The sequence below is a fragment of the Chitinophaga pinensis DSM 2588 genome, assembly GCF_000024005.1.
GTDB lineage: Bacteria > Bacteroidota > Bacteroidia > Chitinophagales > Chitinophagaceae > Chitinophaga > Chitinophaga pinensis.
This window is the reverse complement of record NC_013132.1, coordinates 4,371,277-4,385,022: the sequence shown is the minus strand read 5'-3', so window position 1 is coordinate 4,385,022 and position 13,746 is coordinate 4,371,277. Positions and strand designations below refer to the sequence as shown.

The following is a 13,746-nucleotide window of genomic DNA, read 5'->3' as shown; positions in this document are numbered from 1 at the left end:
TATTCAAACCGGATAAAACCATGTTGGACCCCATATGATTAGTTTAATATTTTCTAAATCGAAAATAAGTAAAAGTTGGGACATGTCCCAACTTTTATGGTCTTTTTTTATACTTAAATAATAGAAGAATGAGTAAGAGGCAATTAGACATCATTATAATGGAGAAAGTCAAAAAGATAAGGGAAGGAAAGGATATTGGACCTAAGCAATTATCCTTAGGTGCAGGGTATTATGGGGAGTTAGTTAACCATGTTGAAAACTCCGAAAGAAAGGAAAAATATAATCTATACCATCTAAACGACTTTGCCAAATTTATGAAGTGCTCAGTTAAAGATTTTCTGACAGATGACCCAATTTAAAATTAATATAATACATCATAGTTATAAAAGCTTAAAGTCCATTTATTCTTGAGGTAAGACGTGAAGTGTGTTGCTTATCGTGAGGCTTACTCAAAACAACACTCGAATGCACGGAGGATTTACACCAGAAAGGCATGAAAGATAATATGGAAATTATAATCTCTTAAGTTTAAATTCACAGTAATTATATCACTTAAGCAATATAAAATGGAAGAAAATAAAAAGAAACGTTTGATAAATCTCAAGTCTTCATTAGAGAAAATAATCAAGGATCTAGGGGCTTTGTGTAAGTACCCCGTTTAGCAAACAGTATTCTTCTGGAGAATCGTTTCTTCAAGAACCATGTTTTTCCACTCTTCTGGGGTAAGATTATTTAATGCTTCATGTGGTCTACGCTGATTGTATTCTTCCAGCCACTCCTCTGTTAACTCTCGTACCTGGTTAAGGTCAAAAAATAAGTATGCATCAAGAACAGCCTCACGATATAGACGGTTAAACCTTTCTATATATCCGTTTTGCATTGGCTTACCTGGCTGGATGTATTGAACGATGATATTATTCGTTTTGCACCATAGGCAAAACTTTGTAGAAGTGAACTCCGGTCCATTATCTACTCGTATACTATTCGGCTTACCACGTGTTGTCAATATTCGGTCCAGTACCCGCGTAACCCTCTTGGCAGATAGGGATGTATCGATCTCAATAGCCAATGCTTCTCTTGAACAGTCATCCATTACATTAAAAGTCCGGAAGCGTCTATTACCAGTCATACTATCACTCATAAAATCCATACTCCAACTAACGTTAATCATTTGTTGCCTGATCAGTGGTTGCTTTATCCGGGCGGGTAATCGTCTTTTCCCTTTCCTACGTTTGTTGAGTTTTAATAGCCTATAAACACGGTAAATCCGTTTATGATTCCATTTATGGCCTGCCCTCCGCAAATAAGAGGATAGCTTCCTGAAGCCGTAATTAGGATGCTTAAAAGCCAATTCCTGCAATGCAATAATAACTGCATTATCATTCTTACGGCTATTGTAATAGAATTGAGATCGTGGAAAGGATACAAGTCTACAGGCCCTACTCACAGAAATACCTTCTTCACTAACCAGCTCATGCGCTATTTGTCTTTGGGTGGCAGGGCCCAGCCTTTTTTTGTGAAGAGATCTTTAAGAAGTTGATTATCCAGGGATACATCAGCATACATCCTTTTCAGACGCGCATTTTCTTCTTCTAGATCTTTCAAACGCCTTACATCTGAGGCTTCCATACCTCCATAACGACTCTTCCAATTATAGAAAGTCGCTTCTGAAATGCCGTGTTGTCGGCAGATCTCTTTGGTCGGTATCCCGGATTCTTGTTGTTTAAGGATAGAAACAATCTGGGATTCTGTAAATCTTGTTTTTTTCATGATGAACAGATTAGTTTAAAATTAACACTTTTATCTAATTTTAAACTGTCTGCCGTTAAGGGGTACTTACATTTGGAAGCCTGGAATAGTGTGAATGCCATGAAATTATCAAAGCTAAATGACCAAAGACATGAATTGGCAGAGGAAATAATTGATCTGGGAATAATGAATGCGCAAGGGTATATTTTCGATAGCGAGGAAACCAATAGGGATATGCATATTGCGAGAGAAGATTCTCATAAATATACTACAAGTATAAGGCATCTAAAAGATGAAATTGAGCGATATTTAGAAAGAATAAAAACTAAACTAATAGAAACTCAGAAAGCCTAGGGTGTATTCCAAAGATCGCCATCACATGACTGACAATCCTTCCTATAAATTGAAATAGTCAAGACTTAATCTGACAGTAAGGGATTAACTTTAAGTAACCACACTTCGAATTAATCCCCTTTAAAACTGTCAGATATGAAAAGTAATGACAAGTTAATCAAAACGAAGTTAGGTCTGCTGAAATTAGCAGAAAACTTAGGTAACGTATCCCGTGCTTGTAAAGTGATGGGTTACAGCCGAGACAGCTTCTATCGCATCAAAGAGATGTATGATACAGGCGGAGAGTTGGCCTTGCAAGAGATAAGCCGCTCTAAACCCATTCTTAAAAACCGAGTTGAACCATTTGTTGAAGAAGCCGTAGTAAAATTGGCTTGTGATTATCCTGCCTTTGGTCAGCAACGGGTGAGTAATGAACTTCGTAAACAAGGCATATTTATCTCTGCAGGCGGTGTGCGTAGTGTTTGGCAAAGGCACGACCTGGAGGTATTTGATAAGAGATTAAAGTCCCTTGAAGCCAAGATTGCTCAGGATGGTATTATTCTCACGGAAGCTCAAATGATGGCTCTTGAACGGAAAAAGGAGAAAAGAGAGGCTTACGGAGAAATAGAAACAGAACATCCTGGTTACCTTGGAGCCCAGGATACTTATTACGTTGGAAGTATTAAAGGCGTTGGAAGAATTTATCAACAGACATTTATCGACACCTATTCCCGCATCGCTTTTGCAAAAGTTTACGACCGAAAAAATGCAATCGTAGCTGCTGATATTCTTAATGATCGAGTACTTCCATTCTTCGAAGATCAAGATGTTCCTATGCTTCGTATTTTGACAGACCGAGGATCAGAATATAAAGGTAAATACGAGCATCATGAATATGAGCTATATCTTACTATAGAGGGCATAGAACACTCTAAAACACAGGTGCGCAGCCCTCAGTCAAACGGGATCTGTGAGCGGCTTAACAGGACAATAAAAGAGGAGTTTTACGTTATTGCATTCCGTAAGACGATTTACACTACGTTAGAGCAACTACAGGCTGATTTAGATAACTGGCTTACTTACTACAACAACGAGCGACCTCACAGCGGAAAATACTGTTATGGTAAAACTCCCATGGAGACTTTTATTGCAACTAAACACCTGGCAAAAGAAAAACAATTAAATCAGTTATCTTTAGCTATCAATTAATCGTACAAAATCCCTTGTACTGTCAGATCAAGTACTGACTATTACATATAAATGTAGCACTAATATCGTTTACATATCAACACCATAGAGGATGACTGATAAATAAACATCCCGATTGCCTTGGCCGAAGTTGTATTTATTTATTTATTGGAATATGGAATTCGGAAGATAATTATACAAATAGGTCCGGCAACATTTCCCTAATAATGTCATGGGTCAACTTTGATAGCGGACGCTTGACAAAGTCATCCTCATTGCGATAATTTCCGAAGTATAATCGGTAAAACTTTTCTTTTTCTTCTTGCCTTAAGCCAAGCGATGTAAATAGTGCACCTTGATGTCCTGAACTATACTTTTGAGCTTTGAGCCAAAGTTCCCCAATTATATCTCGATGAGAGTAATATAAACTGTTCAATTTGAACAGATTAATATTTCCTTCCGAGAGATTGTTTCCAACAATTCTTCTGTATTTAGGGTTGGTAGCCGGAATGACGCAATGTAGCCGAACTTCGAAATTATCAGGATGGCTTATATCCGCATGTAGATTCTTCAAATTAGCCTTGAATACACAGTCTTGACCATACCCGTGAAGGAATGGATTCAAGTGGGTATTTATGGATAATTTCTTACCTCCTTTTAGACTAGTATTACAATAAAAACAACACGGAACAAGATTGAAAAAACTTAAAGCTAAAAAAGGATAGTGACTTTGTGACAAGAAATGATCGAATGCTGGTCTAATCACGCCATTGTCATTCTCATCTACAATAGTTTGATTTGGCATTCTATTGCAGTAGGGGCAACAGTCAATACCAAGCTCTATTCCTACTTGATAGGCGACATATTTATGCATGCCTTCGTAATCTAAAATGAAATTGACAAATTTGGTGAGTATTGCTTTTTTTCCGCTATTCCCTGTCATCATTTTAAAGCGTCTTTTAAGTTCACGATCAACTGTGGCTGCATTCGTTGGACTGACCAGGATGATTTTCCTCAGTCTCATTTCATGGTTAAAATGGGTAAGAATATTTCTGAGTGTGCTATTGTACGTGCTTACCCAGTTATGCGCATTTGACATTTTCAGCTTTGGGAGATCTGCCAAAGTCTTTATCAAATTTCCATTTACGAAAAAGTTTGCTACTGATATTTTGGAGTTACCGTTAGCCGCATCATGCTGTATACTAGACAAAGGCTGGTTTCCCCCCAGTACATCCATTACCATGCTAATTAGGTGAATTCGTTCGAAAATTCGCACCTTAATTAAATCAAAATATATTCTTGCTATTGTGTTACTCAACGCTGGTGGAATTGCTATCATGGTTCTTTTTTGAAATTCTCTTTGTTTTCAACTTTTCAATTTCTGCTTCCTTTAACCGAATAATTGAACCTACCGTTTCAAAATCAGATTTTGGAATAAGGCTATCCAGTAGCATATTCTTGATGAATGGCTCGCCGATCATCTTAATTTGTTTCTCAAAATTTTCTTTATAACTCACCAAGTTAAGTCTTCCATCTTCTATGTCCCGGATATCACGAATCATCTTGCGGACAAAATCGGTAGCATAAGCACCCATTAACCCATTGCATAAAAAGAAACTGTCCGTGTAAAGCTCATGAATGTTAGCTGCAAATGTTTCTTGATGATTCTGACGGTTGACTACTACCACTCCTTTTTCTTTAGATCTTTCAAGGAAAAGGATGTTCGATTTTGGTAGGTCAGAAACAATGAATGGAGAATGGGTAGTTAGAATCAGCTGAATCTGTCCAGGTTGGAATAGGACTTTTATAACCTTCATCAATTCATTTAAGTAAAGGCGCTGCCATTCCGGATGATAACTAGCCTCGCCCTCATCAATTAATAACAAAAAAGGTCTACCTTTCCATTTTCTACGTGCAAGCATCAATTTTGAGTAGTTATGTAACATGGCTTCTTCTCCAGAACTTAAACCATGTCCGAAGCTGAAAGATAAGATGTCTGCTTCGACAGTTTGATTCAACCCAAAAATTGGCGATAGCAATCGCCACAAATCGGCTTTGATCGGAAGAAAGTACCTGAAGAAACTCCCTTGTGTAACTTCCTTATCTTCAAAATCAATCCAAAGGATCATATTTTCAAGTTTCTCCTCAATAAATGGCCTAAGTTGGTCAGCCCAGTCGCTATTCGTAATTTTCTCGTATAGCTGGTTTATGCAAATGCGCAACCTTCTAAGTAGATCATCATCTTTAGCACGATAAATCTCTGAATCAAGTATTTCGTTAACCGTATGTGACATTATACCGTCTGTCTGATTGCCAAATTCCTTAATAAAATAGATTATGATACTTGTGTAGATAAGAACCAGAAAACGGATTCTGTGTTGACCTTTATATATCTCGCTTGTGTATTTAATAGCTAGTTCTTTTAGCTGTATAGCCCGAGACCGATAAGCAGATAATTTAAAATTCTTGCTATCGTAAAGATCTGGATCATCGAAATGAAAATCAATAGTGATGTTTTTGGGAATAAATGTTGGCAATTCATACTCTGATGCATTTGCAAAGGCTAGAAAGCGGATCCAATTTTTCAATTCTTCCTTTCTAAAGGTTTTGAGATATGTGGGGAAAAGCTGTATTGTTTCCTTTTTCGACTCTTTCTTGCTTTCCCTAATTTCCTCCACTACTATCCTGTCAATTACTTTGGTCAACAATGAACTAGTGGACAAGTTTAAAATATTTTTATATACTTCTTCGTGGTGCTGGCCGAGTACGTTGTTTATATATGTACAGTTTAGTGTCCCTAAATCGAATGGAATTCCATCCATCTTGAGTTTTCTTTCGAATAGCGAGGAAAATGTTACATATTCAATGGGCTCATGCACTTTAAAACTCTCACTAAGTTCATTGCCCTTAAGTATTACTTTAAATCGAGCGATTTGCGGATCTCGTCCACTATTGAAAAATGTATAGATCTCGTTAGTTTTTCGATCTAAGAAGCACATAATAATTGCAGACAAGATTCTCTCTGGTTGTCCACATAGCAACTTTATACAATTTGTAAGTACCCCTTAACGGCAGACAGTTTAAAATTAGATAAAAGTGTTAATTTTAAACTAATCTGTTCATCATGAAAAAAACAAGATTTACAGAATCCCAGATTGTTTCTATCCTTAAACAACAAGAATCCGGGATACCGACCAAAGAGATCTGCCGACAACACGGCATTTCAGAAGCGACTTTCTATAATTGGAAGAGTCGTTATGGAGGTATGGAAGCCTCAGATGTAAGGCGTTTGAAAGATCTAGAAGAAGAAAATGCGCGTCTGAAAAGGATGTATGCTGATGTATCCCTGGATAATCAACTTCTTAAAGATCTCTTCACAAAAAAAGGCTGGGCCCTGCCACCCAAAGACAAATAGCGCATGAGCTGGTTAGTGAAGAAGGTATTTCTGTGAGTAGGGCCTGTAGACTTGTATCCTTTCCACGATCTCAATTCTATTACAATAGCCGTAAGAATGATAATGCAGTTATTATTGCATTGCAGGAATTGGCTTTTAAGCATCCTAATTACGGCTTCAGGAAGCTATCCTCTTATTTGCGGAGGGCAGGCCATAAATGGAATCATAAACGGATTTACCGTGTTTATAGGCTATTAAAACTCAACAAACGTAGGAAAGGGAAAAGACGATTACCCGCCCGGATAAAGCAACCACTGATCAGGCAACAAATGATTAACGTTAGTTGGAGTATGGATTTTATGAGTGATAGTATGACTGGTAATAGACGCTTCCGGACTTTTAATGTAATGGATGACTGTTCAAGAGAAGCATTGGCTATTGAGATCGATACATCCCTATCTGCCAAGAGGGTTACGCGGGTACTGGACCGAATATTGACAACACGTGGTAAGCCGAATAGTATACGAGTAGATAATGGACCGGAGTTCACTTCTACAAAGTTTTGCCTATGGTGCAAAACGAATAATATCATCGTTCAATACATCCAGCCAGGTAAGCCAATGCAAAACGGATATATAGAAAGGTTTAACCGTCTATATCGTGAGGCTGTTCTTGATGCATACTTATTTTTTGACCTTAACCAGGTACGAGAGTTAACAGAGGAGTGGCTGGAAGAATACAATCAGCGTAGACCACATGAAGCATTAAATAATCTTACCCCAGAAGAGTGGAAAAACATGGTTCTTGAAGAAACGATTCTCCAGAAGAATACTGTTTGCTAAACGGGGTACTTACAAATTGAGGATACTAGACTTGCCTGATCCATTCATTCCCACAATGGCAATTACATCTCTGATCTGTTCAGGGAATATGTTGCAATAGTCTTTATTGGCGCGAATTGTGAGCTGATATTCAATAGGGAGGAACTCCATTGGCTCATTCTTTATACTAATGTCGAACTGTGCGCTCAGGTTGAAGCCTTCTTGATTAATGACACCGTATTGAGCAACCCAAATATATATTAAATCCATTTAAATATCTTATTATTATTAACTACTCCATTAATTGATCATCGGATCATTAATTTATATTGTTTTTGATATTCAATAAGCCCTCTTTGTAAACGATATTTTTTGCTATGCAGCCGTATTTTATAAATATTCCCGGACTTGCACAATGTTTTCATGCATTGATTAGCCTCTCTTTCTAAAGACACTTCGACATTGGAAGATTTTGATTGATCACAGATAGTTCATTATTCGTTGTTATTGAACTTATTCTGGGGAATTAGGAAATTTGAGTAAGAAAAAGTATGGTAAATCTTCTCATTATCATCATTAAAGTTAATAAGAATTCTATAAGCAAGAAAAAAGACACTCCATTAGTTGCATACAAATAGCCATTTTTTAGATAATCATAATATTTCCAACAATTGATATATTCAATTAATACAACCGGATGCAACTGAGTTAGCAGGATAACTATCAGTGCTAACAATGACAAGGAAATGGAGAATCCAATATTTATAAACAAATGTTGGGTCAAATCTATCCTTGCTATACCTCTTCTCTTTTCCTCTGAGGGTATTTTCTCGATTTCAATTTTCTGATTCTCTTGAACCATACTGAAAACCATAGTTAGTAGTCCAAATAATAATCCTATAAATATTGACAAACAGGTTAAGCTGATATTTACATAATCTTTATCAAACGATAATCCCAACAGGCATAAGACTATTGCAAAAAACATTGGCAGAATAAGAAACAATAACTTATCTGAAAATGGGATCTTCCTTTTTTGATGAAACTTTCTTTTTTCATAGTGATAAAATGTTGTCAAATGTTGAGATAAAATAGTGGACATATCGATCCTATCCAGTATTCTAGTTATCCTACTCATATAGATTTGGAATTAGGTCATTATTAAGAATGTCCTTGGCTTGAAGTAGTATGTCGTTAAAGTCCGGCAGCTTGGTATCTTTATTAATATGAACGTCATGAGTTATATCATAGGCAGCAGAAAACTCCGTAGGTTTGGATACATTTAATACTCTCTTTCTCTGAGCAATAATTACGTCCACATAAGCCTCATTATACTCAAAGCCATCTATTTGTACCTGTTCAATAAAAGAAGCATCATCATACTTCAAATGCTGCTTGATACCTAGAAATCCCTTTTTTGATTTGATAGAAAGTTCCATTTCGTAATCTTCCTTTATATGCCGATCGCCTTGAATAACAGATTCAACTGATTTTTGCAGCCCATACTTAATGAATCTAATTTTATTTATTTTACCCTCTTTTACATACTTCTCAAATAAAGATGCCACAGATAAGGGGTTAAAATGAGTTGTCGTTAAATTCGATCTCTTTTCAACGAAAGCTCTAAATGATTCCTCAAAAACTTCCTTGAAACCAAATTGCCTATAGCTCTGAGCTAGAAATAAAATATCAGTTGGGTGCTTTTTGTTTACATAAAATAAAAAGAAATAAGGTAAACAATGATATTGATCCTTAGAAACTGTTCCAACAGTTTTAACCTCACTTCCTGCTAATTCATCAATGGAAGTCTGTGGCCCGTTATGCCCCTTCATTAAAACCCCAGCAAAAACATTCTCACTCGCAGAAGCCAACAGCGTATCCTTAAAATAAATTATTCTATCTTTCTTTTTGTTTTTAAAAACTTTTTTCAAATCCATATCCTTCACCAGACTCTGCATGATTTTGACAATATCCACGTGTCCGAAAACGCTAGTGATATCTTTAGAAAGTCCTTTGTTCTTTTCGGTAAACTTTATTTTATAACAGTTTAAACAAATAGCAATTGATTCGGGATTTTTTTTGCTCATACGTGGAATTTTTGTCATACAGATCAAACATCAATCTATTATAAGTAATATACAACAGAATCTTTTTAATGTAACCAAACATTAGGTAACAATACTTATAAAATTCAATGAAAATAGATTTTATATAACTCTCTAAAAATTGTTCTATTAGTGGTGGAATTATTTAGTTAAATTCTTATCTAACAATAAAAATGAGGCTAGTTTTGCAACGCCAGAAATTTCTCCGAAATGATCAGATTAAAAAGGCTAGAAGATAAACATTTTGTAGTACATGCTAAGGGAAGGCATCTTATTATGTTAGTCCTTAATTTGATACTTTTAAAAAATATGAGTTTGGTTCGATCAAATGTAGGTTAACTATACTTGATTGCATAGCCAGTGTCACTTGATGACCGACGGTCCGATCAAAATCTGAGTTATTAAAAATAAATTCTTTCGCCACTTACCAGAGGGAGAATTAAAAAAGCCTTCCTCTGTTCTTTATTGGAGATAAGAGATCTATGAACGGTCGTATAATAGATTTAACTTCATCAAATTCATCTTTTTGTAGCAAGCTTCCTTTATCCCTAAGCTCTACTATCTTACAGTCAAAATCGACACCATAGAGCTCTTCCATGCCAAGTATCAATTGACTGTCCTCTGGCTGATTCCTATTAATAAAATTTAGCACTTTGTCAATATGGCCAGTGTCTTGGGCCTGCTGATTTGGCGAATCAATTACAATAGGACAAAATGTGGACGTTGAGTATTTTCGAATCACTTCAAATATACTGAAGTAGTAGGCTGTAAGGGCTCTCGGTAGTGCGCTTCCTGTTTCGGGAATTGCAGCATCGATTCTTTTATAATCATCAGGCTTCAAAGTACTAACATCCAACTCCTGCAGATTTTTTCGCATTTGCAGCTGATAGAAATCTATAATCTCCTTTTTCCTGTTTTTATCTATTATAGATTTTAGTTGACCTTCAAGTTTGGTTTGCTCAGACAATCTATCGTAAATAGTAGCCACCAAATTTCTATTATTTAGCTCAAATACGCTTTTCACCTCGTTTCTTCCTGCACTTCCAATCACATCGCGAAGTAGGATACTCTCTTTACTTTTATTTAACAGTAGCTCAATCCTTTCAGATGTTTTGGTATTAATAGACAAATTGTCGTTTTGGGCAGCAATCTTTTCTTCAACGGAACTTAATTCTTTTTCTATCTCCGTTAAAAGGTCCCGAATATTGTCCTCATCATTTGCAATTTGAAATCTTTCGTGAAAAGAGTTTTCATAATGTGCTCCACAAGTCGGACATTCCACAAGCTCATCAATCAATTCTTCTCTTGCGTATGCATAGTCTTTTACAGTTTCTTTAAGAGCAGATTTAGCTATTTTAGCTTGTTGATCAAGAGCAATCTTTTGATTATATAAATCCAGTAGCTTATTTTTATACGTTCCCTCCTCGATCTTAAGCTGCTCATATTCAAATAGAAGTTCGTTTAATTCTTCGGCAAAGGTTTGCATATCGACGTTAAAGTCAGTATCAGCAATCTTCTCTTTTATTTGTAACAGTAAAGTGTTTAACACAATCTTTTCAGCTTCTAAACTTTTAATTGCCATCTTGCATTCGTCAACCTTGTTCTTCGTTTCGTAATACTCATTCGGCTTTATACCTGTATGATAATTGACAATAGGTTCACGGTAACCTTTAATAAGAGTAAGTGAGCTAAAGCTTGACCAACTTTTCTGCCATCCAGAATCCTGATCTATGTAATATGGCAAAAACAAAAAAGCAGGAGGAAGATTAATTAAAGAACCAACTTGATTGGGCAGCTTGATGTTAAAATCAAAAAGTTCAGCCAAAAAGGGACCAAGGCCTTTAGTGATTGAACTATAAGCGCCAAGAAGTTCATCACGTTCGCCAAATATTGCGTAGAATTTCGCATCCTTTAGGATGGAGTATTTTTTATCGTCAATACTGAATTTTGCCAATAGAATAGGATCAACGTCTTTCCAAGCTGGATGATCTGTCGCGGGAGAAGCTCCAAAACATCGGTAAACGCTTTTTATTAGACTAGATTTTCCTGTGCCGTTACTCCCTAATATCAGAGTTCTTCTCGGGTCGAATATTACTCTTTTGGCTTTTCGGTCCTTTTGCGATAACAGCAGAAGCTCTGATAAAATAAACTTTTTCATAACTCTTTGTTCTAAGATTTCTAATCAATCTTGGGTAATTTCTGTTCAGGCTATTCATATAGTTTAATTGAGATCATTGCCAACACAAAATGCTTATCATACGCCGGTGGAATATTATTATTTCGGTGAACTTCATTGTAGATTGCAATGATACATTGGTGGAAATTTAAATCCTGTAATTGGAACCCAAATGTTTCGTCCTGGCGAACGAACTCTATGGCTTTCCAAAGATTCGAAAGAAAATTATTTGTTGGGTCTAGTTGCTCAAGTTTCAATTTTTTATATCCATCGTTGATCTTTTTCTTTTCTATGAATGGTACACTGCAACTATCTAGATCGTTCATTACTCGCTCCCAGGTTTTTGCTGATTTATCTAAAAATGTTACAGCATTAAGCATATTGGAAAATTCACTTCTGCCTATTGCTTTTTTTGCAACTAATTCGGAAAACGACGTAATCGATTTGCTATAATTCGCTTTTCTTCGAATTTCATCAAATATACTTCGATAGATAGAACTGATATTAAAATTTTCATTTGGGTAGAGAAGCTCCAAAAGATTAGTTATTACGCCTTTTGCATGTGTAGCACTATCGTCAAGGCTCAGCGAAACCGTTTTCAAATTTGTGATAGAGACAAACTCGCCTTTATTAAAGGTTGGATGCTCTTCTTTAAGTTTGTCTGTAATTTTCTTTTGCTCGACTTCGTTTAAGTCTAATAGGCATACAGATTCTAACTGAACATTTTGCTTTTTATCAGGAAGTGAAACAGAAAATACAGCGTTCGATACAAAGTTGAGTGATGCTGTTTCATCGCAAAATTTATTTCTACAATCATAAAGCTTTCCAAAGATTGACAATAAAGGGTTACCCAACTCATCTTTTTGTGATTTTATAAGGGAATTTATTGTCCAATTTCCACTCTTTTTACCCTTTATCTGATAAAATTCAACCTTCCGAGGATTTTCGCCACTATCCATCAACACTAGATCCTCGTGCCAATCAAAAATCAACAAATAATCTTGGGAGCACTGATGTAATTCAATAAGCCGGCAAAGGCTCCAATCCTTTTGATAATCAAACCTGCTGGAAGAATTGGATCCACTATTTTCTCGGGGTATGAGAATTGGAATTTTATCCTTTAATGAAGAAATTGGGATAGTCAAAGGTATTAGCTTTGGTGTTAAACATGAAGATAAGTGAATATGTACGAAACTAGTAAATATAAATGAGATCTGTATGAATAGGTAAAATTAGTCTCGCGTACCGAAAATAGGAGGTTAGCAATATATATAATATTCATTTAGTACTGTCTAACAACCTCTTGATTAATTATTGGCTTAGCAATAAAAAAGATAAGGCCGGCTACAAAAGAAGTCGCTGTAAACCAAGCGTATTTTTATCTACATTTCTCTGACATTCAATTCTAATGTATTACATGCTCAGTTGCTTTTCATATCAGTATTCTAATATAAAAGAGAAATATTAGCCATTTATTGACTAATATGAACGGCATAGTTTATACAACTTATTTATTATCAATATAAAATGGTTCGAATTCGACACCTCGTTTTCCTTGATTAAGTTGAACTCTACGGAAACATAAATTTAGTGTTAAATGATTGTTGTCCTCAGTATTGTAAGTCTGCATTCCCAAGTAATGCTTCACTGTATAGTAACCTATCAAAGTACCTTTAATAGGTGAGGACATGCGTTCATCAGCATCTTCCTGATCTTCCACATTCATACCAAAGCACACATTATTGGAAACACGACTCTCTTTTTTTAATAGATTTATACTATAATATGTTACCTAACCGTTTTTTTTGCAACTGTAATGAAGAAAAGTACTCAATTAGGAGGTATAAATATCAATAGACCTATGTCGGCGTATCCGGATGTCTTTTGAAGATGTCCGCCATGCTAAAGCAACCTTTTACTAGTTTGTTCGATTTATATGTCGTACTCCATTCAAGCAGCTATTTCAATTTCTGGGCTTTT

10 protein-coding genes are annotated in these 13,746 nt (G+C 35.9%); 4 read left to right on the top strand and 6 right to left on the bottom strand.

Going from position 1 to position 13,746, the window contains the following annotated elements; all coding sequences use genetic code 11:
- The first annotated feature begins 128 nt into the window (after positions 1-128).
- A complete protein-coding gene (locus tag CPIN_RS17470) occupies positions 129-359 on the top strand; it encodes a hypothetical protein (RefSeq protein WP_012791155.1) in 231 nt (76 codons plus the stop codon).
- Between the two features lie 299 nt (positions 360-658).
- Here the strand turns inward: CPIN_RS17470 and CPIN_RS17465 are convergent.
- A protein-coding gene (locus CPIN_RS17465) for an IS3 family transposase (RefSeq protein WP_148230517.1) occupies positions 659-1,770 on the bottom strand; the annotation gives its coding sequence in 2 pieces (ribosomal slippage) (positions 659-1,518 and positions 1,518-1,770; 1,113 coding nt in all).
- A 99-nt stretch (positions 1,771-1,869) separates the two neighbouring features.
- On the opposite strand from CPIN_RS17465, the gene CPIN_RS17455 reads away from it, so the two are divergent.
- Positions 1,870-2,103 carry a hypothetical protein gene (locus CPIN_RS17455; RefSeq protein ID WP_148230584.1) on the top strand — a complete coding sequence of 78 codons (234 nt, stop codon included), beginning with the start codon at positions 1,870-1,872 and terminating at the stop codon, positions 2,101-2,103.
- A gap of 135 nt (positions 2,104-2,238) precedes the next feature.
- Positions 2,239-3,291: an IS481 family transposase gene (locus CPIN_RS17450; protein ID WP_012791154.1), complete on the top strand. Its 1,053-nt coding sequence runs from the start codon at positions 2,239-2,241 to the stop codon at positions 3,289-3,291.
- A 172-nt stretch (positions 3,292-3,463) separates the two neighbouring features.
- Here the strand turns inward: CPIN_RS17450 and CPIN_RS17445 are convergent, their stop codons facing one another.
- Positions 3,464-4,609: a hypothetical protein gene (locus CPIN_RS17445; RefSeq protein WP_012791153.1), complete on the bottom strand. Its 1,146-nt coding sequence runs from the start codon at positions 4,607-4,609 to the stop codon at positions 3,464-3,466.
- The gene (locus CPIN_RS36740; RefSeq protein WP_148230583.1) at positions 4,581-6,284 is read right to left on the bottom strand and encodes an AAA family ATPase; all 1,704 of its coding nucleotides are present in this window, start codon (positions 6,282-6,284) and stop codon (positions 4,581-4,583) included. The genes CPIN_RS17445 and CPIN_RS36740 overlap by 29 nt, the downstream gene beginning before the upstream one ends.
- Positions 6,285-6,394: 110 nt before the next feature.
- On the opposite strand from CPIN_RS36740, the gene CPIN_RS17430 reads away from it, so the two are divergent.
- Positions 6,395-7,506, top strand: a protein-coding gene (locus CPIN_RS17430) for an IS3 family transposase (protein ID WP_148230517.1) whose coding sequence is annotated in 2 segments (ribosomal slippage) — positions 6,395-6,647 and positions 6,647-7,506 — 1,113 coding nt in all. Because the reading frame shifts where the segments join, the coding sequence is not laid out codon by codon here.
- 1,109 nt (positions 7,507-8,615) lie between these two features.
- Here the strand turns inward: CPIN_RS17430 and CPIN_RS17415 are convergent.
- From CPIN_RS17415 to CPIN_RS17405, 3 genes are all read right to left on the bottom strand, one after another.
- On the bottom strand, positions 8,616-9,572 hold the full coding sequence (locus CPIN_RS17415; protein ID WP_012791149.1) for a hypothetical protein: 957 nt from the start codon (positions 9,570-9,572) through the stop codon (positions 8,616-8,618).
- 457 nt (positions 9,573-10,029) lie between these two features.
- On the bottom strand, positions 10,030-11,748 hold the full coding sequence (locus CPIN_RS17410; protein WP_012791148.1) for an AAA family ATPase: 1,719 nt from the start codon (positions 11,746-11,748) through the stop codon (positions 10,030-10,032).
- 50 nt (positions 11,749-11,798) lie between these two features.
- Positions 11,799-12,911, bottom strand: coding sequence for a DUF4297 domain-containing protein (locus tag CPIN_RS17405; protein WP_012791147.1), 1,113 nt, complete (start codon positions 12,909-12,911; stop codon positions 11,799-11,801).
- Positions 12,912-13,746: the final 835 nt, after the last annotated feature.